The 21,405-nt window shown below is 64.1% G+C and carries 19 protein-coding genes, 2 tRNA genes and 1 pseudogene; 21 read left to right on the forward strand and 1 reads right to left on the reverse strand.

Going from position 1 to position 21,405, the window contains the following annotated elements:
• Nucleotides 1-35: 35 nt before the first annotated feature.
• The 20 genes and pseudogenes from ACAty_RS05735 to ACAty_RS16375 form a co-directional block, all read left to right on the forward strand.
• On the forward strand, nt 36-896 hold the full coding sequence (locus ACAty_RS05735; RefSeq protein WP_226823294.1) for a prephenate dehydrogenase: 861 nt from the start codon (nt 36-38) through the stop codon (nt 894-896).
• 5 nt (nt 897-901) lie between these two features.
• Entirely contained in the window at nt 902-2,200 is a 1,299-nt protein-coding gene (aroA, locus tag ACAty_RS05740; RefSeq protein WP_004871806.1) for a 3-phosphoshikimate 1-carboxyvinyltransferase, read from the forward strand.
• Complete coding sequence (cmk, locus tag ACAty_RS05745) at nt 2,197-2,904, forward strand: (d)CMP kinase (RefSeq protein ID WP_004871807.1); 708 nt, start codon at nt 2,197-2,199, stop codon at nt 2,902-2,904. The genes aroA and cmk overlap by 4 nt, the downstream gene beginning before the upstream one ends.
• A gap of 53 nt (nt 2,905-2,957) precedes the next feature.
• Complete coding sequence (rpsA, locus tag ACAty_RS05750; RefSeq protein WP_004871808.1) at nt 2,958-4,679, forward strand: 30S ribosomal protein S1; 1,722 nt, start codon at nt 2,958-2,960, stop codon at nt 4,677-4,679.
• 94 nt (nt 4,680-4,773) lie between these two features.
• Complete coding sequence (locus ACAty_RS05755; protein ID WP_272945201.1) at nt 4,774-5,058, forward strand: integration host factor subunit beta; 285 nt, start codon at nt 4,774-4,776, stop codon at nt 5,056-5,058.
• A 24-nt stretch (nt 5,059-5,082) separates the two neighbouring features.
• Nucleotides 5,083-6,228, forward strand: a complete 1,146-nt coding sequence (locus ACAty_RS05760; RefSeq protein WP_004867596.1) for a tetratricopeptide repeat protein — start codon at nt 5,083-5,085, stop codon at nt 6,226-6,228.
• A complete protein-coding gene (gene pyrF, locus ACAty_RS05765) occupies nt 6,219-6,962 on the forward strand; it encodes an orotidine-5'-phosphate decarboxylase (RefSeq protein ID WP_438263542.1) in 744 nt (247 codons plus the stop codon). Before ACAty_RS05760 ends, pyrF begins: the two co-directional genes overlap by 10 nt.
• On the forward strand, nt 6,959-7,564 hold the full coding sequence (pyrE, locus tag ACAty_RS05770) for an orotate phosphoribosyltransferase (protein ID WP_004867591.1): 606 nt from the start codon (nt 6,959-6,961) through the stop codon (nt 7,562-7,564). Before pyrF ends, pyrE begins: the two co-directional genes overlap by 4 nt.
• Nucleotides 7,565-7,636: 72 nt before the next feature.
• On the forward strand, nt 7,637-8,923 hold the full coding sequence (tig, locus tag ACAty_RS05775; RefSeq protein ID WP_226824291.1) for a trigger factor: 1,287 nt from the start codon (nt 7,637-7,639) through the stop codon (nt 8,921-8,923).
• Between the two features lie 35 nt (nt 8,924-8,958).
• Nucleotides 8,959-9,603, forward strand: a complete 645-nt coding sequence (clpP, locus tag ACAty_RS05780; RefSeq protein ID WP_004867586.1) for an ATP-dependent Clp endopeptidase proteolytic subunit ClpP — start codon at nt 8,959-8,961, stop codon at nt 9,601-9,603.
• 20 nt (nt 9,604-9,623) lie between these two features.
• Nucleotides 9,624-10,907: an ATP-dependent Clp protease ATP-binding subunit ClpX gene (clpX, locus tag ACAty_RS05785; protein WP_004867581.1), complete on the forward strand. Its 1,284-nt coding sequence runs from the start codon at nt 9,624-9,626 to the stop codon at nt 10,905-10,907.
• A gap of 94 nt (nt 10,908-11,001) precedes the next feature.
• Complete coding sequence (lon, locus tag ACAty_RS05790) at nt 11,002-13,455, forward strand: endopeptidase La (RefSeq protein WP_004867577.1); 2,454 nt, start codon at nt 11,002-11,004, stop codon at nt 13,453-13,455.
• A gap of 212 nt (nt 13,456-13,667) precedes the next feature.
• Nucleotides 13,668-13,940 carry an HU family DNA-binding protein gene (locus tag ACAty_RS05795; RefSeq protein ID WP_014002867.1) on the forward strand — a complete coding sequence of 91 codons (273 nt, stop codon included), beginning with the start codon at nt 13,668-13,670 and terminating at the stop codon, nt 13,938-13,940.
• Between the two features lie 12 nt (nt 13,941-13,952).
• Nucleotides 13,953-14,028: transfer RNA gene (locus ACAty_RS05800), tRNA-Val, on the forward strand.
• A 10-nt stretch (nt 14,029-14,038) separates the two neighbouring features.
• Nucleotides 14,039-14,115 (forward strand) — tRNA-Asp (locus ACAty_RS05805).
• A gap of 105 nt (nt 14,116-14,220) precedes the next feature.
• Nucleotides 14,221-15,774 (forward strand): peptidylprolyl isomerase, encoded by a 1,554-nt coding sequence (locus tag ACAty_RS05810; protein WP_226047596.1) that lies wholly within the window; start codon nt 14,221-14,223, stop codon nt 15,772-15,774.
• A gap of 61 nt (nt 15,775-15,835) precedes the next feature.
• Nucleotides 15,836-16,627, forward strand: a complete 792-nt coding sequence (locus tag ACAty_RS05815) for a flagellar brake protein (RefSeq protein ID WP_004871817.1) — start codon at nt 15,836-15,838, stop codon at nt 16,625-16,627.
• Nucleotides 16,628-16,645: 18 nt separating this feature from the next.
• Complete coding sequence (locus tag ACAty_RS05820; RefSeq protein WP_004871819.1) at nt 16,646-17,110, forward strand: DUF2802 domain-containing protein; 465 nt, start codon at nt 16,646-16,648, stop codon at nt 17,108-17,110.
• On the forward strand, nt 17,107-18,327 hold the full coding sequence (fliK, locus tag ACAty_RS05825) for a flagellar hook-length control protein FliK (protein WP_004871820.1): 1,221 nt from the start codon (nt 17,107-17,109) through the stop codon (nt 18,325-18,327). Before ACAty_RS05820 ends, fliK begins: the two co-directional genes overlap by 4 nt.
• 68 nt (nt 18,328-18,395) lie before the next feature.
• Nucleotides 18,396-18,506, forward strand: a pseudogene (locus ACAty_RS16375) (EscU/YscU/HrcU family type III secretion system export apparatus switch protein); the annotation flags it as partial.
• On the opposite strand, the gene ACAty_RS05830 reads toward ACAty_RS16375, so the two are convergent.
• Nucleotides 18,484-19,614, reverse strand: a complete 1,131-nt coding sequence (locus ACAty_RS05830; RefSeq protein ID WP_004871825.1) for a L,D-transpeptidase family protein — start codon at nt 19,612-19,614, stop codon at nt 18,484-18,486. The pseudogene ACAty_RS16375 and the gene ACAty_RS05830 overlap by 23 nt on opposite strands.
• A 178-nt stretch (nt 19,615-19,792) precedes the next feature.
• Here ACAty_RS05830 and ACAty_RS05835 point away from each other — a divergent pair, with 178 nt between their 5' ends.
• The gene (locus ACAty_RS05835) at nt 19,793-21,361 is read left to right on the forward strand and encodes a sensor domain-containing diguanylate cyclase (RefSeq protein ID WP_004871827.1); all 1,569 of its coding nucleotides are present in this window, start codon (nt 19,793-19,795) and stop codon (nt 21,359-21,361) included.
• Nucleotides 21,362-21,405 lie beyond the last annotated feature (44 nt).

The following is a 21,405-nucleotide window of genomic DNA, read 5'->3' on the forward strand; positions in this document are numbered from 1 at the left end:
TTTCCATTCAGTGGTCATATCGCGCCATCGCCATCCTGGGCCTGGGCCTCATGGGCGGGAGTCTGGCCCTGGCGCTACGCCATCGCGGGTACGCTCATCGGCTCTTCGGGGCCGGAGGCAGTCCAGAGGACCTGCGCCTTGCCGCTGCCGCAGAGTACCCGCGGGGGGACGGAACGGCTCCGATTTTTGACCTCTGCCGCGAGGATCCCGCCGAGCTACCTTGGGCGGAAGTGGATCTCGTGGTGGTGGCGACACCACCGGCCACGCTTGCGGAGATTTTCGGGCAGTTGCGGGAGTGGATTTCTGAAACCTGCGTCGTGACGGATCTGGCTAGCGTCAAAGGGGATCTGGTGGCCTCGGGTACCGCACTGCTGGGCGGGCGTTACCTCAGCGCCCACCCTCTGGTGGGCGGCGAGCGTCACGGTTTTGCGGCGGCCACGGCGGAACTCTATGTCGATGCCCTGATTCTGCTGACACCGGGCGGTGAAGAGGTAGACCCGCGTGCCCTCGCGCTGCAGCAGCTCTGGGAAGCACTCGGCTGTCGGGTGCGGATGCTGTCTCCCGGCGAGCACGACGACGCCCTGGCGGCCACCAGCCATCTGCCGCACCTGCTGGCCTATGCCTTCATGGCCAGCCTCGACGACAGTGACGCCCTGCGGGATCTGGGCGGCAGCGGCCTACGCGATTTCAGCCGAATCGCCGAAAGTGATCCCGCACTCTGGACGGATATCCTGCTCCGCAACCGTGAGGCGGTACGCCGGCGCCTGCAGACCTTGCGCCACACCCTCGATCATCTGGACGGTTTGCTTGCGCAGGGAAGCGCCGCTGTTTTGGGGGACATCCTTGCCACGGCGCGAGCGCGTCGGCAACAATTTCGTTTTCCACCTCGTACGTGAGTACCATGGACTATCGTGTCAATCCCGGTGGCTGTTTGCGCGGCCAGATCAGTGTTCCCGGCGACAAATCCATTTCCCACCGGGTCGTCATGCTCGGCGCCATCGCCGACGGTGTGACGGAGGCGGAGGGTCTGCTGGAGGGGGCCGACGTTCTTGCCACCATCGCCGCCTTCCAAAGCATGGGCGTGCACATGGAGGGACCGGACCGTGGCCATCTGCGTATCGAGGGTGTCGGCCTGCGCGGTCTGCGCGCCCCGTCCGACATCATCGACTGCGGCAATTCGGGCACGGCCATGCGCCTGCTGGCGGGACTGCTGGCGGGTCAGGAGTTCAGCTGCACCCTGACGGGCGACGCGAGTCTGCGGCGGCGCCCCATGGGACGGGTACTCGCGCCGCTGGCGCAGATGGGTGCGGCCATCGAGGCCGAGGATGGGCGCGCGCCCCTGCACATCCACGGTCGCCCACTCCAGGGTATCCATTACGACCTACCCGTGGCCAGTGCCCAGGTCAAGTCGGCCATTCTCCTGGCGGGTCTTTACGCCACGGGCGATACCTGCGTGCGTGAACCGGCCCCCACCCGCGACCACAGTGAGCGCATGCTTCAGGGCTTTGGCCAGCCGGTGCGTGTGGAGGGTGCGCAGCGTTGTCTGCGTTCCGCGGGGCATCTGCGCGGGCAGAGCCTGCGTGTGCCGGGGGATATATCTTCGGCTGCCTTCTTCCTCCTGGGTGCCAGCATTGCGCCCAAGTCCGATCTGTTGCTGGAGGGCGTGGGTATCAATCCCACGCGCACCGGTATCGTCGAGATCCTCACGCGTATGGGGGCACGTATCGATCTCCTGCGCTTGCGTGAGGTAGGGGGGGAGCCCGTCGCCGATCTGCGTGTGCGCTATGCCCAACTGCGTGGGATCGACATTCCCACCCGCCTGGTGCCCCTGGCCATCGATGAGTTTCCGGCCATCTTCATCGCCGCTGCCGCCGCCGAAGGCGTGACCCGTATCCGTGGCGCCGAGGAGCTTCGGGTCAAGGAAAGCGACCGCATCGCCGTCATGGCGGCGGGCCTGCGCACGCTGGGTATCGCGGTAGAGGAACTCGCCGACGGTGCCATCATCCACGGGGGCGTGCTCGGTGGTGGTGAGGTGGCCAGCCACGGCGATCACCGCATCGCCATGGCCTTCGCCATGGCCGGGCTCGTGGCCCGGGAATCCGTGCGCATCACCGATTGCACCAACGTCGCCACCTCTTTCCCCAATTTTGCGGAGTTGGCCCGGACGGCTGGCCTGGACCTCGAGGTGCAGACGTCGTGACGGCAGCGGCACCGGTCATTACCCTCGATGGACCCGGTGGTGTCGGCAAAGGCACCCTCGGTCGCCATCTTGCCCGACGCCTGGGTTGGCACCTCCTGGACAGCGGCGCCATCTACCGGGCCACGGCCCTGGCCGCCGTGCGGGCTGGGCTCGCGCTGGACGACGTCGACGGCCTGGCGAGCCTCGCCCGCGAACTCCCCCTGCGCTTCGTGGAGGCCGGGGACGAGACGGAGATCTGGCTTGGTGACGAACGCATCGACACGGCCATCCGCACGCCGGAGGTGGGGCAATGGGCCTCACGCATTGCCGCACTCGCGCCCCTGCGGTCGGCTCTCCTGCAACGGCAGCGGGATTTTCAGCAGGCGCCGGGTCTGGTGGCCGATGGCCGCGACATGGGTACCGTGGTGTTCCCCGATGCGCGACTCAAGATCTTCTTGACGGCGAGTGTCGAGGTGCGTGCCGCGCGCCGCCTAAAACAGTTGATGGAACAGGGAAGTAGTGCTAGTCTAGCCACCATTGCAGCAGAGATCGCCGAGCGGGATCGTCGGGATCGTGAACGCAGCGTCGCCCCCTTGGTGGCGGCTCCCGACGCGCGGATCCTCGATACCAGTGCGTTGAGTGTTGCAGAGAGTTCTCGGGTCCTTGAAGGTTGGGTAGTCGACGCCTTCGGGGAGATTTTCGTCCGCCAGTCCGCTGGCATTTGAGCAGGTTGCGGGGCAGGAGCATCTGTCCCGGCACATGAGGCCTATCGAACCCTATGACCACCCCACAAGCAGAAGTCCTGTCTGAACCCAGTTTTGCCGAGCTGTTTGAACAAAGTCAGAGCACCCAAGGCATCAAGCCTGGAGACCTTCTCACCGGCGTCGTCACCCGCGTGGATAACGATTTCGTCGTTATCGACGTCGGTCTGAAGTCCGAGGGCCCGGTGCCTGCGGAGCAGTTCCGCAACAGCGAGGGCGAACTCGAGGTCAAGGTGGGCGATCGGGTGGAAGTATGCCTGGAGTCCGTGGAAGACGGCATGGGCGAGACCAAGCTCTCGCGCGAGAAGGCGCGGCGCGCCAAGACCTGGGAGGATCTGGAAAAGGCCTTCGAAGAGGGCGCCGTGGTCCACGGGTTTCTCACTGGCAAGGTCAAGGGTGGGTTCACGGTCAGCATTGATGGCGTGCGCGCCTTCCTGCCGGGCTCCCTGGTGGACGTGCGTCCCGTTCGCGATGTGGCCTACCTCGAGGGCAAGGATCTCGAGATGAAGATCATCAAGCTCGACCGCAAGCGCAACAACGTCGTGGTATCGCGGCGCGCCGTGGTCGAGCAGGAACAGAGTGCCGAGCGTGGGGCCTTGCTGGAGAGCATCCAGGAAGGGGCCATCCTCGAGGGCGTGGTCAAGAACCTGACGGACTACGGCGCCTTCATTGACCTGGGCGGTATCGATGGTCTCTTGCACATCACCGACATGGGCTGGCGCCGCGTCAAGCACCCCAGCGAAGTCGTCAGTGCCGGCGACGAGGTGCGGGTCATGGTGCTCAAGTTCGATCGCGAGCGCGGTCGTATCTCCCTGGGCATGAAGCAGTTGGGTGAAGATCCCTGGCAGGACATCTCGCGCCGCTACCCCGAAGGTACGCGGATCTTTGGCAAGGTCACCAACATCACCGACTACGGCGCCTTCGTCGAGATCGAAGAGGGAGTGGAAGGCCTCGTGCACGTCTCCGAAATCGACTGGACCAACAAGAACCTCAATCCCGCCAAGGCGCTGCACCTGGGGCAGGAGGTGGAGGTCATGGTCCTCGACATCGACGAGGAACGGCGGCGCATCTCCCTGGGTATCAAGCAGTGTCTGCCCAACCCCTGGGAAGAGTTCGCCCAGAACTATCAGAAGGGCGATCGGGTGTCCGGCCAAATCAAGAGCATTACCGACTTTGGGGTATTCATTGGCCTCGAAGGTGGAATCGACGGACTCATCCATCTGTCCGATCTGTCCTGGGATCGCCCGGGCGAAGAGGCGGTGCGGGACTTCAAGAAGGGAGACGAGCTGGAGGCCGTGGTCCTCAGTATTGATCCCGAGCGCGAACGCATCTCCCTGGGCATCAAGCAGATGGAGACCGACCCCTTCATCCAGTTCGTCGTCGCCAACGACAAGGGCAGCCTGACGGAGGGTGAGGTCATCTCCGTGGACGGCAAGGGTGCGGTCATCAAGCTGGCAGAAGGCGTGGAAGGATTCCTGCCGGCGCGGGAATACGCGCGCGGCAGTGCGCCCGAGGTGGGGGATCGTATCGATGTGGCCATCGCCAGCATCGACCGCAAGAACCGCACCCTGACCCTGAGTACCAAGGCCCAGGCGGCACGGGAAAGTGGTCACGGCGGCGGTCACGAGGATTCCGCGGCACTGACGCAGCAGTACGCGCGCAGCGCAGCCACCGGAACCACCAGTCTCGGAGATCTGATCAAGGAACAGCTCAAGCGCAAGCAGGAAGAAGAGAGCTAATTCCGCGCCGCACTCCCCGTCTCAGGCCGGCACCTTGCCGGTGTGAGGCGGGGTTTCCGTTCATAAGAGAGCCCATAATCATGACAAAATCGGACTGATCAAGCTCATGAGTGCCCAGTACCCGCATGTCAGCATTCGCGATATCGAACTCGCCACGCGGCACATGCTGGATTACCTCAGTGACGCCCTGCGCGAGAACGAGCGCATCGAGATTCGTGGTTTCGGCAGCTTTTCCCTGCATATCCGACCGGAAAAGCAGGGGCGTAATCCCAAAACGGGGGAACCGGTCTGGGTTCCGGAAAAACGCGTGCCCCATTTCAAGCCGGGCAAGGAATTGCGAGAGCAGGTGGACTATGCCCGTGCCGATGCGCAGCGCTGAGTCCGGGCTCTGAGCGGCGCCGTCGTGGCAGCGTCCTGGTGGCTCGTCTTCCTGGCCGGGGCGCTGGGTATGGCGCTGGGACTGGTGGTTGCGGTTTTCTGGCGTCCGCGACGCGCGCTTCTGGTTCCGGAGGTCTATGTTCAGGGGCTGAACCACCTCCTCAGCGACCGCAGCGACGAGGCGGTAGAAGCCTTCCTGGAGGCCCTGCGTCAGCATCCCGAGAGCACGGACATTCTCATGGCCCTCGGTCGTCTGTTCCGCCGGCGGGGAGAGTTGGAGCGGGCCTTGCGTGTGCATCAGTACCTGCTGGAGCAACCCGGACTGAGTCTCTCGTTGCGTCAGGAGGTGCTGCTGGAGATCGCCCGGGATTATCTCAAATCCGGGATACTCAATCGCGCCGAAAGTATCCTCAAGGAACTGCTGCAGCGTGACGACCGCTACGTGGATGGTCTGCAGGCCCTGGCGGAACTCTACGAACTGGGTGCCGATTGGCCTCAGGCAGTGGCCGTGCGTCGTCGTCTCAAAGCCCTGGGACGTGAGGGTCAAGAAGCCATCATTGCCCTGATCTGCGGCGAGATGGCCGAGGCAGCCATCGGTCGCGGCGACGTGACGGCGGCGCGGCAATACCTGGCCGAGGCTCGGGAGGTGGACCCGGACAGTCCGCGCACGCAAATCATCGAGGGACGTTTGGCCTTTGCCGAGGGAGCCTGGGAGCGTGCCGCAGGGACGTGGGCGAGGCTCCTGGATACGGGTGCCTACCCGGCACTGCTGCTGGTGGTGCGACCCTTCCTCGAAGCCCTGAAGCGCTGCCTCGACCAGCCTTCCTGCCGTAGTTGGCGGGCGCGTCTGCTGGATCGCTTCGACGATACCCTGACGGTTTACCGGGTGGCCCAGGCTTTACTGGAGGTGGATGGCACGGAGGCTGCGCGGGACTATCTGCGTCGCGCCCTGAATGCACGCAAGGGTCTGCCCGTAGTACAACTGCTCTTGCGTCTGGAGACTCCGACTCCGGAACTGCTGCCGCAGTTGGTTCAGGTCATCGGTGATTTACCCATGCCCAATCCTCAGTTTCAGTGTGCGCAGTGTGGTTACCGCACCGGCGAACACCATTGGCGCTGTCCCAGCTGCAGAAGCTGGGGCAGCTTTACGGGCGGAACCCTATGGACATGACACCCCTCATCGTTGCCCTGGATTGCGCCGACGCGCGCACCGCATTGGAGCTGGCCGCAGGCCTCGATCCACGGCGTTGTCGCGTGAAAGTCGGCAAGGAACTCTTCACCAGCGCTGGGCCGGCCTTGCTGGAGGACTTACGGGAACGGGGTTTCGAGATCTTTCTCGACCTCAAGTTTCACGATATACCGCAGACCGTGGCCAAGGCCTGCGCCGCTGCCACCCGTCTGGGGGTGTGGATGCTCAATGTGCACGCCAGCGGTGGTCTGGCCATGCTGCAGGCGGCGCGCGAGGGTGTGGAGGATGCTGCAGGTCCGACGCGACCCAAACTCATCGCCGTCACCGTGCTCACCAGTCTGGACGATGGGGCTCTGGCGGAGCTGGGCTGTCGGGACGGCGTGGACGCCCAGGTGGAGCGGCTCGCCAGCCTGGCGGCCAAGGCGGGTCTGGACGGTGTCGTCTGCTCTGCGCGCGAAGCGGCGCGTCTCAAAGGGCTAGAGCCCGGCCTGCTGCGCGTGACGCCGGGTATCCGCCCGGCGCAGGCGGCTGGTGACGACCAGAAGCGCGTCATGACGCCGGCTCGGGCCCTGGCCGCCGGTGCCGACTATCTGGTGGTGGGTCGACCCATCACGGCCGCCGCCGACCCGGCGCAGGCCCTGGCGGCCCTGCTCGCAGAAATCGAGGGCGCCACCGCCACCCATTTCCATGATCACCCTAGCGAGGAATCCGCATGAGCCACGATGCACTGGCCGCCGACGCCGTCCTGGCACTCTACGAGGAGGATGGCGCTCTGTTACACGGGCATTTCCTGCTCTCGTCGGGTCTGCACAGTGACACCTACCTGCAGTCGGCGCGCGTTCTGCAATACCCGGCGCACGGCGCCCGCCTGGCCAGCGCCATGGTGGCGGGAATTCCGGAGGCCATCCGCAGCCAGCTGCGGGTGGTCGTCGGCCCGGCCATGGGCGCCGTATTGGTGTCCTACGAATGCGCCCGCAGCCTTGGGCAGCGCAGCCTGTTCACGGAACGCGAAAATGGCCAGATGCGGCTGCGCCGCGGTTTTGCGCTGGAGCCCGGCGAAGGCGTCTTGGTGGTGGAGGATATCACCACCACGGGCGGCTCCACTCGCGAGTGCATGGACGCAGTCCGCGCCGCTGGTGGGCGGGTGCTGGCGGTGTCGGCCATCATCGATCGCAGCCCTGGCGGGATTGCAGACTTCGACGGGATACCCTATTTTCCTCTGTTGCGCCTGCCGGTGCAGACCTGGCGTCCGGAGGAGTGCCCCCTTTGTGTCGCCGGCACGCCGGCGGTAAAACCCGGTAGCCGCGCTTTGCGCTGAGCTTCGACCGGCCGTTCCCTCTGTTGAGATCCACGTCAAGGTTTGAACCGAATGCAAAAAAAGGATGAGTATATGACCCTGCGCACCCCGGAAGGGGCCCCCCTGGAGCGTCAGATCCAGATCACCGTCCCCGCCGCCGAAGTCGATGCCCAAGTCACGCAGCGCCTGCGGCAGAAGGCGCGCAGCGCGCGTCTGCCGGGTTTTCGGCCCGGCAAGGTACCGCCTGCCGTCATCCAGGGGCAGTTCGGCTCGGAGGCGCTCATGGAGGCTTTCGACCATCTGATCAACCAGTACTATGTCGAAGCCTTGCGTACGCACTCCCTGCGACCGGTGGCTCGGCCTGAGGTGCAGGTGGACCAGGGCGGTCGTGGTGAGGATCTTATCTTTACGGCCACCGTCGAGGTCTATCCCGACTTTACCCCCGTCGTGCCCGAGGCGGTGGTGACGCGCAAGACCGCAGAGATCCTGGACAGCGATGTGGATGCCACCCTGGACATCATGCGCCAGCAGCGGCGCGACTTTGTCGCTGTGGATCGCCCAGCCCAGAGCGGCGATCGGGTGACGGTGGATTTCATCGGGCGCCGCGGGGGTGAGGTCCTTCCCGGGGGCGACGTAAGCGACTACGGGGTCGTGCTCGGCAGCGGCCGCTTGCTGCCGGAGATAGAGCAGGCTCTGGAAGGTCTGCGGGCAGGGGATGAGAAGCAGGTGGAGGTGACCTTCCCGGCGGATTATCCCAACCCCGAACTGGCGGGCCAGAAGGCGGAGTTCGCGCTGAAGGTCAAGGCGGTGGCAGAACCGCGCCTGCCGGAGCTGGACGCCGATTTTGCCCGAGAACTGGGCATCGAGGATGGTGACGTCGCCACCCTGCGGCGTGAGGTTCGGGAAAACCTGGAACGCGAGGCGCAGCGAATCAGTCGCGTGCAGGTCAAGGCCCAGATCCTCGACCTGCTGGTGGAAGCCAACCAGCCCGAATTGCCAAAGCAGTTGCTGGCCCAGGAGCGTGAGCGCCTGAAGCAGGAACGCAAGGTGCAAGAACTGGACAGCGAGGGCGAGTCCCTTGCGCGGCGGCGTGTGGTGCTGGGTCTGGTGCTCTCGGAGATTGCCCGGCAGCAGAAACTGGTTGCCAGTGCGAGCGCAATGGACCGTATGCTGCGCGATATGGCGGAGCAGTACGAAGACCCCGGGCAGTTCGTCCGCTGGTATCGTCAGGATGAGCAGCGCCTGGCGGAACTGGAGGCCATGGTGCTGGAAGATCAGGTGGTGGAATGGTTGCTGGAGCGTGTTAAAGTGTCGGAAGTCCCCGTCAGCTTCAATCGCCTGATCGGGCGTGAGCCGGAGCCCGCCGACGTCAGCGCGTGACCGGCAGCGAGTATAACAGCGAGAAGGAGCAGCACATGAAGCAGTCCATGCAGGAATCCCGTGCCCCCGAGATCCACAACCTCGGCTACGTGCCCATGGTCATCGAGCAGACGGGCCGCGGGGAGCGCGCCTTCGACATATACTCGCGCCTACTCAAGGAACGGGTGATATTTCTGGTGGGTCCGGTGGAAGACCTGATGGCCAACCTGGTGGTGGCCCAGCTACTCTTCCTGGAAGCCGAGAACCCGGACAAGGATATCGCCCTCTATATCAACAGCCCCGGTGGTTCGGTAACGGCGGGGCTGGCCATCTACGACACCATGCAGTTCATCCGTCCGGCGGTGAGTACCGTATGTATAGGACAGGCCGCAAGCATGGGAGCGGTCCTGCTGGCGGCGGGTGCGGCGGGCAAGCGTTACGCCCTGCCCAACGCCCGTATCATGTTGCATCAGCCCTCGGGCGGTTATCAGGGTGTGGCCCACGACATCGAGATCCACGCCAAGGAAATCCTGCGTATCCGGCAGCGCCTCAATGAGATCCTGGTGGAGCATACCGGGCAATCGCAGCAGCGTATCGAGCAGGATCTGGATCGAGATTTTTTCATGTCTGCCCAGGAGGCCAAGGACTATCACTTGGTGGACTCCGTGATCACGCACCGGGGCGACAACGAAGACGCCTGAAGACAGGCAGGAGTATAGCGATGGCAGGTAAAAACGAAGGTGGTGGCGAGAAGACCCTCTACTGTTCATTCTGCGGCAAGAGCCAGCACGAAGTGCGCAAGCTCATTGCCGGTCCTTCGGTCTTCATCTGTGACGAATGCATCGAACTCTGCAACGACATCGTCAAGGACGAGGTTCTCGATGCCCAGGACGAGCAGGGCGGCAGCAAGCTCCCCAAGCCCATGGAAATCCGCAAGACCCTGGACGAGTACGTCATCGGTCAGGACGCGGCCAAAAAGGTCCTGTCCGTGGCGGTGTACAACCACTACAAGCGTTTGGAGCACGGCGGCAAGGGCGGGCGCGACAACGATGTCGAGCTGGACAAGAGCAACATCCTGCTCATCGGCCCCACGGGCTCGGGCAAGACTCTGCTGGCCCAGACCCTGGCGCGGCTGCTCAACGTGCCCTTTGCCATGGCCGACGCGACGACCCTGACGGAAGCGGGGTACGTGGGTGAGGATGTCGAGAACATCATCCAAAAACTCCTGCAGAAGTGCGATTACGATGTCGAGAAGGCGCAGACGGGCATCGTCTACATCGATGAAATCGACAAGATTTCGCGCAAGTCCGAAAATCCGTCCATCACCCGCGACGTTTCCGGCGAGGGAGTGCAGCAGGCACTCCTGAAGCTCATCGAGGGGACGGTCGCCTCGGTACCGCCTCAGGGTGGCCGCAAGCATCCGCAGCAGGAGTTCCTGCAGGTGGATACCCGGCACATCCTCTTCATCTGTGGCGGCGCCTTTGCTGGGCTCGAGAAAGCCGTTGCCAGCCGGGTAGAGAAGGGCGGTATGGGTTTCAACGCCCAGATCAAGCGGACGGACAAGCAGAACAGCAGCAATCTCATGATGGAGAACCTCGAACCCGAGGACTTGGTTCGCTATGGCCTCATCCCCGAGTTCGTGGGCCGTTTGCCCGTCATTGCCCTGCTGGAAGAGCTGGACGAGGACGCCCTGGTCTCCATCCTCACGGAGCCACGCAACTCCTTGGTCAAGCAATACCAGAAGCTCTTTGCCCTGGAGGGCGTGACCCTGGAGTTCCGCCCCGAAGCGCTGCGCGCCATTGCCAAGAAAGCCCTGACGCGCAAGACCGGAGCCCGTGGCCTGCGCTCCATCCTCGAGCAGATTCTGCTGGACAGCATGTACGAGCTACCCTCTCTGGTGGGCGTCAAGAAGGTGGTGGTGGACGCCGCCGTCGTGGAGAGTGGCGGCAAACCCCTGCTGGTCTACGACGACGCCAGCAAGAAAGATGTGTCTCACCCGGCCTGACCAGGCTGTGGCCGACATTGAAAAATCCCGATGTCGGCCATATCTATAACGAGTCTGGGGATGTCCTGTCCCCACCCAATGAATGGAGTGAGCCATGGCGGATATAGAAAATCGCGGCCTTGAAGGCCTTACGGAAGGAGAATCCCTGCTGGTACCGGTCCTGCCCTTGCGGGATGTGGTGGTATTTCCTTTCATGGTGATTCCCCTGTTCGTCGGCCGGCCCAAATCCATCCGCGCGCTGGAAGATGCCATGGCGGGCGAGAAGCAGGTACTTCTGGTGGCGCAGAAGAATGCCGCCGATGACGACCCGCAGCCGGACAAGATCTATCGCATCGGCACCCTGGCCACCATCCTGCAGCTCCTGAAGCTGCCCGATGGCACCGTCAAGGTCCTGGTCGAGGGGACGGAGCGGGCCAAGATCCAGTCCTTCATCCCCGTCGACGACTTCCTGCGCGCGCAGGTGCAGATCATCCGCAGCGGGACGAGCAACGATCGCGAACTGGAGGCCCTGATGCGTTCCGTCAGTGCCCAGTTCGAGTCCTACGTCAAGCTCAACAAGAAGATTCCGCCGGAGATCCTGGCTACCCTCGCCAGCATCGACGACCCCAATCGTCTGGCCGATACCGTCGCCGCGCACCTCGGGCTCAAGCTCGAGGAAAAGCAGGAGATCTTGGAAAAAGCCGACACCCGCAGCCGCCTGGAGCACCTTCTGGGTATGATGGAGTCGGAGATCGACCTCCTGCAGGTGGAAAAACGCATCCGTGGCCGGGTCAAGCGGCAGATGGAAAAGAGTCAGCGCGAGTACTACCTCAACGAGCAGATGAAGGCCATCCAGAAGGAGCTGGGTGACCTCGGCGAGGAAGGCGCTGGCGAGGCCGATGAGCTGGCACGCAAGATCCAGAAGGCCGGTATGCCCAAGGAAGTGCGCGCCAAGGCCGAGGCCGAGCTCAAGAAGTTGCGGATGATGAGCCCCATGTCCGCCGAGGCCACGGTGGTGCGTAACTACATCGACTGGCTGGTGGCGGTGCCGTGGAAGCGGCGCAGCCGCATCACCAAGGATCTGGCGCGGGCCAAGGCCATCCTCGATGCCGACCACTACGGCCTGGAGGACGTCAAGGAACGCATCCTGGAATACCTGGCGGTGCAGGAGCGGGTAGGCAACAGCCGCGGCCCCATCCTCTGTCTGGTGGGCCCGCCCGGGGTCGGCAAGACCAGCCTCGGTCGCTCCATCGCCCAGGCCACGGGCCGCAAGTTCGTGCGCATGTCCTTGGGCGGCGTGCGCGATGAGGCCGAGATCCGCGGTCACCGGCGTACCTACATAGGCGCGCTGCCGGGCAAGATCATCCAGAGTCTGGCCAAGGTGCAGACCCGTAACCCCCTCATGCTTCTGGATGAGGTGGACAAGATGGCCATGGACTTCCGCGGTGATCCGGCCTCGGCCCTGCTGGAGGTGCTGGATCCGGAGCAGAACGCCACCTTCAACGACCATTATCTGGAGGTGGATTTCAATCTCTCCGATACCATGTTCGTGACCACGGCCAACACCCTGAACATACCGGCGCCGCTGCTGGACCGTATGGAGGTGATCCGCATCTCCGGCTACACCGAGGATGAGAAGACCCACATCGCCATGCAGTACCTGCTGCCCAAGCAGATGGAAAAGACGGGCCTCAAGCCCGAGGAGATATCCATCTCGCAGACGGTGATCCGCGACATCATCCGCTACTACACGCGCGAGGCGGGGGTGCGCAATCTGGAGCGGGAGCTGGCCCGGATCTGCCGCAAGGTGGTCAAGGAGCTCCTCCTGGACAAGAAGCGCAAGAAGGTACAGGTCAGCGAGCGCAATCTGGACAAGTACCTGGGTGTGCGGCGCTTTGACTTTGGCAAGGCGGAAAAGGAAAACCGGGTTGGTGAGGTGACGGGTCTGGCCTGGACCGAGGTGGGCGGTGAACTCCTCAGCATCGAGGCCGTGGTGGTGCCGGGGCGCGGTAAGCTGCTCATCACCGGTAAGCTCGGCGATGTCATGCAGGAGTCCATTCAGGCGGCCATGAGCGTGGTCCGCGCCCGCTCCACGATGCTCGGGATCGCTCCGGACTTTTACCAGAGTCGTGATGTGCACATCCACGTTCCCGAGGGTGCCACGCCCAAGGATGGTCCCAGCGCCGGCATCGGCATGGCGACGGCCCTGGTCTCGGCCCTGACGGGTATTCCGGTGCATGCCAGTGTCGCCATGACCGGTGAAATCACCCTGCGTGGCGAGGTGCTGCCCATCGGTGGTCTGAAGGAAAAGCTCCTGGCGGCACACCGCGGCGGTATTGCCACGGTGGTGATACCTGCAGACAATGAAAAGGATTTGCAGGATATTCCCAAAAATGTCCGCGATGCGTTGACCATCAAACCCGTACGCTGGATCGATGAGGTCTTCAGTATCGCCCTGGAGCGTATGCCTACGCCCTTGCCCGAGGGTAATGAGCCCGGGGCTCTGGTGGGCAGCGTCAACCCCGTGGGCGACAAAAAAGGAGAAGGTTCGGCGACCACCGCGCACTGATCCGGTAAAAGTGGCAGACTCTCTCCGATCGTGGGATCGGAGGGAGTTTTTTGTGGCCGCGCAAGTATCCGTGCGGAATAAAAAGCTTTTCAGGTCCGCCTTTTTTATGCCGGCTTTCTTGACAGGACTTTTTTTTGCCTGCTATAACGTCTCCCACCTTGTGCAGTATACCGTCTCGAAGCGTACCGTGGCCCATAACAGGAGAAAGGAATATGAACAAATCCGAATTGATCGAAAAAATTGCAGAACACGCCGATCTGAGTCGCACGGCAGCCGGCCATGCCCTCGATGCCGCCCTGAAGGCCATCACCGAGGCGCTCAAGGAAGGTGATCAGGTCACCCTGGTCGGCTTTGGTTCCTTTCTGGTGGCCGAGCGGGAAGCACGCAAGGGACGTAATCCGGCGACGGGTCAGGAGATCATGATCGCCGCGAGCCGCACACCCAAATTCAAGGCTGGTAAAGCGCTGCGGGATGCCGTAAACTAGCGCGTCTGGTTGGGGCGGTTAGCTCAGTTGGTAGAGCGTCGGCTTTACACGCCGAATGTCGGGGGTTCGAGCCCCTCATCGCCCACCAAAAACATCGCGGGGTGGTAGTTCAGTCGGTCAGAATGCCGGCCTGTCACGCCGGAGGTCGCGGGTTCGAGCCCCGTCCACCCCGCCATATACCTAAGGCGACCCTTTTGGGGGGCGCCTTTTTTCTTGTCGTGCTTGGCGCTACCATGGCCGGGGCCGCAGAACTGCCGGTCTGCGGCTGGCGTGGAGATCAATGATGCTGGATGCGTTTCGAAAGCTGAGTCAATCCTGGGCCGCAAAGATCGTGCTCGCGGTCATCGCTCTGTCCTTCGTGCTGTGGGGAGTGAGCGGTTACCTCTTCTCCAACGATTCCGGGGAGCAGGTGGTAGCCAAGGTGGACGGGGACAAGATCAGCGCCGCCATCTTCCAGCAGCGGCTGCACGATGCCCGGGAGCACTATGCGCAGGTATTCGGCCCCGAGGCCGCCGCGCAGATGGCCAAGGACCCAAGCTTTGCCCCGGATGTGCTGAACGGTCTCATCGACAACCTGCTCCTTGCCCACGAGGCGCGCAAGCTCGGCCTGCAGGTACCGGACTCGGCACTGGCGCAGAAGATCGAAGGCATATCGGCCTTTGCCGACAAGGGCAAGTTCTCCCGCGCCAAATACCAGGAAGTGCTGCGTGCCAATGGTCTGACCCCGGTGAAGTTCGAGGCCATGCTGCGCGACAGTATGCTGTTGGAGCAACTGCAGGCGGTGCCGCAGATCCTTGCCGTGGCAAGCCGAAAGGATGCGGAGTCCGCCTGGTCCTGGTCGCAGGAATATCGGGATGCGCGCGTCGTACAAATCCCCGTCCGTAGCTTCCTGAAGGCTGCGACCCCGACGGATGCCGAGGTTCAGTCCTATTACCAGCAGCACCAGTCGGACTACGCGCTTCCCGCCCAGGTGGAGGTCCAGTACGTCACCTTTGGCCCCAAGGACTTTGACCAGTCGCATGGATCTGGGACGGCAGCAACGGCGAGTGCGAGCTCCCCGGCGCCCAGCCAGGGATCGCCCGAGCTTGCCTTCGAGAGCCAGATCGAAAACTTCAAGGACAAGCTCTTCAGCGACTCAGGCAGCCTGGCTGGGGTCGCCAAGGCCTACGGCCTGAAGATCGAGGACAGCGGCACGCTCACTGCCGGCAAGACCCCGTCCAGCGGTGTCTTTGCCGACCCCAAGGCCCTCGACCTCGCCTTCAGCAAGGCGGTGCTGGCCGGCAAGAACAGTAGTGCCCTGCGCCTGCCCAATGGCGACCTGCTGGCCGTACATCTGCTGCATTACACGCCGCCACGATCCCAAGACCTGCAAGCGGTGCGCAGTGAAATCGCCGCTACCCTGGCAGAACGAAAAGCGCGACGGCTGGCCAAGGCGCGGGCGCAGGAGTTGCTGGACGCGGCCGAGAAGAGTCGGGATCCCAAGGATCTCGACCCCGACGGTAGCTACCCGGAAAAGCGCTACAGCGATCTGGCGCGCCACTCCGCCGCAGGGCTCGATCCGAGCCTCATGAATGCCATTTTCCTGGCACCGGCTCCCGAAGGGCAGGGCGCGCCGTCCTTCGGCATGGTGGAACAGAAGGTTGGCTACGCCCTGTATGCCGTCACCCGGGTGATCCTTCCCAACCAGGCCTTGCTGAACCCTTCCGTAACCCAGGAAATTCAGCGCTCCCTGGAGGAACAGCGGGCTCGGCTCCTCACCACGGGCTACCTGCAGGCGCTGCGGCATAAGGCGCATATACGCATCCATGAAGACGTACTCAAGCACTTCGAGTAAGGGGCTGGCGCGACGGGCCAGCTCCAGGCTGCGGTCGCTACCGATGGGGGAATCTTGAACCGTGTCGGAATCCTTTGCTGAAGCGCGTCACCGGCTCTTTGAAGAGCGTTACGCCCTGAGCTCCCAGGTCAAGGCCATGCACGTGCTGGAGGAGCTGCGCCGCAGCCACGCCTTCTGCACCCTCTGGTTCGATGGACGGGCCCAAAGTTACAGCACCATACTCCTCGACCGGCAGGAGGATACCCTGATGGTGGATCTGCCGGTGGGTTATGACGGTCGCGTCGCCCCAGGCGTGGAAGTGACGCTTCTGGCGCGCCTAGAGGGAGTGATCACGGGCTGTCGGACGATCCTGCGCGAGGTCAAGGACGATGGTCTCGTCCTCAGCACGCCGGAACAGGTGTATCAGCTGCAGAGGCGCCAGCTCTACCGCGTCCCGCCCGCGGTGGACGATCCCACCGATGTACAGATCCAGCGAGATGGCGCACGGCCGCTGGTCGCCATCATGCAGGACATCAGCGCCGGCGGCCTGCGTATCCTAGCCCCCAAGCCTGAGGACTATCCCTTTCAGGCAGGTGAGCATCTGCCGCGACTGCTTTTTCGTCTGCGCGACAGTGACGAGCTATCGGCAGCGGCGGTGGTGCGTTTTGCCGAGCAGCAAACGGGACACAACGGTGGTGTCGTGCTTGGACTGGAGCTTCAGGAGCTATCGTCGACCATCCGCGAGACCATTGCCCGCTACGTCCAGACCCGGGATCGGGAAATCCTCAAGAGCCTGGGTCTTGGCATGCAAAGTCTGGCTCCGGCCCGCCCGGAATCTTGGTCGCGCCGAGTGCGCCGCTGGTGGCGTGGCTGACATGATCGGGGGTGCGCCGTGATCCTGCTCTCCATAGTGCTTCTGCTGATTCTTGTGGGGCTGGAGCTCTGGTCCTGGCGCTTGCAGCGCGAGCAACGCCAGCGTGCGCATGCATTGGAAGACCGCCTCGATCACCTGGAGCATGCGCTACGGGAGCTGGCCTCGGCGCAGGTGGATCTGCATCGACGCGTCCTCGCGGGCGGTCCGGACGGGGCCGCCAGTCTATCCGTCGCCACGCCCGCTGCGTCGCCCGCCCATGCGCCGCCCGTGCCCCAGGTCGCTGCCGAGCTTGGGGATCCGCCGGCGGGACTCGAAGACGATCGCTTCACGGACGATGAGCGTTACGCCAAGGCGCAGCGTCTGGCCATGGCCGGCGCCTCGGCGCGAACCATCGCCAGCCAGTGTCGCCTCAGCGAAGAGGAGGCCGAGTTGCTGCTGCGCCTGCGCGGAAGGCCATCCGCGGCGGTACCCCTACAATCGTGAGTGCTGCCCCTGTCCCCGGTATTGGTCGCCTTCTGGCGGATCCAGCCGCGGGCCAGCCCTCGGCGGATTACACCAGAACCTTTACCCCGGGTGTGCTGATGGAGGGGCAGGTCCTTGGCCAGCAAGGTGCCAGTACCCTGGTCCGAGTGGATGGTCGTGTGCTGGCCTTCACCCTGCCCGGCAGTTGGGCCGCTGGTACTCGGCTGAGCCTCCAGTATCTGGGTAGTGGGAGCGATGGCCTGCGTTTTTTGCTGCGCACCGCGCCGGCAGCGGATGCTGGGCCAGAGCAGGTAAGCTTGTCCCGCGACGGGCAATCCCTGCAATCTCTGCTGGCCAAGGCGCCGGCGCAACTGCAAAGCCCGGCCCCTCTGCTGGCGCGGCCCCAGATCGATCCTCTGCCCATCGCCGCCGCCCTGCAGCGGGGACTGCAACAGAGTGGTCTCTTCTACGAGAGCCATTTGCTCGCCTGGACACAGGGGCAGTGGTCCCAGGCGGCCCTGCTTCAGGAACCGCAGGGCCAGCTTTCCAGCCTGCTACGCGGCGGCGCCCTAGCCAACCCGGAATCCGGCGCCACCGCAGGTGCAGCCTCTGGCGGCCCGGTGGCCACAGAAAGTTTTGCCGAGGCAAGCCTCCCGCCCGTAACCGCCGTCCTGGCCGGGCGCGCTTCCATGGCGGCGACGGGCATGGCCCAGAGTACCCCAAACGCGGGCCAGAAGGCGGCGGATGCGCTCGCGCGAGCCGTTATGCCCAATGGCTCAGTGGAGCAGGGCACACCGCAGCTTGCCTCGGATACCTACCGCCAGATGGCGTTACTGGCGGGTACCCCGAGCAGCGCTGCCACCAGCCAGAACCTTGTCGCCAGCCACCTCGCGCCGCTGGTGGGCCAGCAGTTGCAGACCTTGGCGCAGCAGCAGCTGCAGTGGAGTGGAGCCCTGTGGCCTGGACAGTGGCTGGAATGGAAGCTGCGCCGTGGTACCGACGAGGCGCCAGGCGAGGACGACGGCGGGGCGAAGCAAACCGCAGCCGAGGCAATCCACTGGGATAGCACCCTGCGCCTGCAGCTGCCGCACCTCGGCGCGGTGGAAGCCCGGCTACGGTTACATGGTCAACGTCTGTGGCTGGATCTCGATGGTGACCAGGCAGCGACGCTGCAGGCCGCCTACGGCGAGTTGCATCAGGCGCTACAGGCTCTGGGGCTCGAGGTGTTCCGTTCGTGAGCAAGCGCAGCCCGCCACGGCAGGCCGTTGCCTTACGCTACCAGGAGGGCGGAGCAGCCCCCCAGGTGGTGGCCAAAGGCCGTGGCCTGGTCGCCGAGCAGATCATTGCCCGCGCCCGGGAAGCCGGGGTCTATATCCACGAATCCCGGGAGTTGGTCAGCCTGCTCGTGCAGCTGGACCTGGACCAGCAGATCCCGCCGCAACTCTATCGGGCTGTGGCTGAGGTGCTGGCCTGGGTGTACCGTCTGGAAGAGCGGCAGCGTGAGCCGGCAGAGCCACCGGCGTGAGGGCCAGGTGGACACTGCGCGGGCTGGACTGCTGCGGTACCACCCGATAGGTCCAATGCAGACTGGGTAGGGCTGCGATGGTCTTCTCTCCCTGCGGCTTTGCCGCACCCTTGGCCGATGCCGGCGCATTCCAGGGGCCCGGCGCACTGTGCGCCACGGTGACGGGGGTACCGTAGTGGAGGATGGCAAAAGCCTGTTGCGCCGCCTTGCGCGGTAACTCCACACAGCCCGCGCTTTGGGGAAAGCCGTAGGCAGCACGCGGGTAGAAGTGAACGGCGCGCCCGCGGTCGAAGTAATTGACCCAGCGGATATCGGGGTCGTCGTAGGGCTGGTAGCGCACCCAGTGGTGGTGGTAGCGGCCAAAATCGATAGCGGCGACGTGAAACCCCGCCGCCTTGGCCGCATCGTAGAGGCGCACCTGCCGTGCCGGCACCGGGATGGGGAAACTGCCCACCATGCTGGTGTGTTCATCTCGGGCGTAGACGGGCCAGGTCCCGTCGGGGGTGCCGTGCAGCACACCGGTGTTGCAATCGCTTTGCAGTACCCAACCCTTGCCGGCAACAAAGATGTGTATGCGCTCCGGCCGCGGAAACTTGGTCACCAGGACCCAGGTCCAGGGCAGGGGATCGGGTTTGCGGGCCGCCAGCAGGGCCATTTCCACCGATACCGGCAGGTCGCGCAGTCCCACCTTGCCGGGCTCTACGGGCAAGCCGTGTTCGTGCTCAAATTGATAAAGTGCCCCCAGGACCAGGGGATTCCAGGGGTCTTGCCAGGAGTCTTGACGGCTCAAGGCCAGCAGCGCCCGCGGCGGCACAAAGTTCCAGGTGTACTGACGCTGCACCTGACCGTTTCGCCCCAGATAGTTTTCCGCGGTGAGTGGCAGATAGCCCAGGCGTATGAGAATGTGGCGGGTTTTGCTGGCCGTCAGCAGAGGCTGGCTCGCTGCCGCGGGCGCAGAGACGACCGCAGCGGTAACCGATGGTGGCGGCAGGCTATTCATAAACAAAGTTTAACATTCCCCCGCGCTCATCGCCTAGTTGCGGTAACCGTGCCGCCCATCCCTCATACCGCCGGCGCCCGGCGCATCCCCTTGCCGAGCTCTGGTGATATACTTCGCACTATTCAGACCCATGTGGGCAGAGCCACCCTGCCCAATCGCAGAGAGCGCACCGACACCCATGACCGCACCTCCCGCAGATCCGCCGCCCGACGGGCAACGCCCGCGACGCAGCCTGTTTCCCTGGCGGGAGGGTCAAGCCAATGCCGCGGTTCAGCGTCAGCGCCAGCTCATGAACCTGCGCGCGGCCCTGGCCTTGCAGATGGTTCAGTCGCCGCGCGATCTGGACATCCTGCAGCAGTTTTGTGAGCTGGTTCTGCAGCACAAGGTCGCAGAGCATGCCTGGATTGGCCGCCCCGATGCCGAGGGCAGTTTCCAGACCCTTGCCGTAGCCGGCTCCCGCAGCATCCTCGGCAGTCTGTCCGCTCCCCTGAATGCCCCGGACGCGCAGGAAAGCACCCCCATCGCCCTGGTGTGGCACGATCAGAAGCCCTACTACTCGCCAGCACTGCCCGCTACCGGTGCCTTTGCCGCCTGGTACGCCCAGTTGCGCCAGTATCGGCTGCAATCGGCGGCCGTGTTGCCCCTGCCGCGTGGACCGCAGAACTGGGCGCTGCTGCTCCTCTTGCACCGCGATCCGGAGGCCTGGACGGGCGATAGCCAGATGCTCCTGGAGGGCGTCGTCCGTGGCCTGAGCGACATACTGGAGGACTGGGATACCCAGCAGCGGCAGATGGTACTTGGCGCTGCCCTGAAATCGGCCCTGGAGGGGGTGGTGCTTTGCGATGTCCAGCGGCGGGTGCTCTACGTCAACCAAAGCTCCTTTCTGATGACGGGGTATCATCAGGACGAGCTGCAGCGTCACGGTATGTCCGTGCTCCAGGGCCCCGAAACCGATATCCAGGAACTGGCCCGCATCGATCGCGCCCTGGCCGAGGGCAATTTTTACGACGGTCGGCTCATCAATTACCGGCGTGACGGCGAGACCTTCTGGAATCATCTGAGTATCGTGCCCATCCGCAACCGCAATGGTGAGTTGACCCACTTCGTTGGCATTCAGCGCGACGTCAGCCGCGAGATCCAGCTCCTGGAGCAGTTGGAGTACGAATCGCGTCACGACTGCCTCACGGGCCTGGCCAACCGGCGCGCCCTGGACGATGAGCTGGAGGTGGCCATGGCGCGGGCCGGGCGCAACGGAACGCAGCTCGCCCTGTGCATGATCGACCTGGATCACTTCAAGCCCGTCAACGATCTCTATGGCCACGAGGCCGGCGACGTGGTGCTCAAGGTGGTGGGCCGCCGTCTGCGCGATGCCCTGCGCCGCACCGATTACGTCGCACGCCTGGGGGGAGATGAGTTCGTCCTGCTCATCGAGGGCTACCACAATCTGGAGGAACTGGGCCTGATCCTGAGCAAGATCGAGGCGGTGGTCAAAGACCCCGTGCAGATTCGCCCGGACACCGTGGTGGGGGTTCGCCTCAGCATGGGCGTGTGTATCTATCCCCACCCCAGGGTCAAGGATATGGCCGATCTCCTGCGTTTTGCCGACCAGGCCCTGTACGCCAGCAAGGCGCGCAAGACCACGCGGCAGCGCTACTGGGTGCTCTTCGATGAGGCCTTGACGGCCCTATCCGACGCCACTACCAAACCCCGCCGCGGTAGCCGCAGCCAGCGCGACCCAAGGCCCTGAGGCCAAGCTGCACGGGTGTTTTACTGCCCCTGTGTGGCCCGCAC

Source organism: Acidithiobacillus caldus ATCC 51756, assembly GCF_000175575.2.
GTDB classification, from domain to species: domain Bacteria; phylum Pseudomonadota; class Gammaproteobacteria; order Acidithiobacillales; family Acidithiobacillaceae; genus Acidithiobacillus_A; species Acidithiobacillus_A caldus.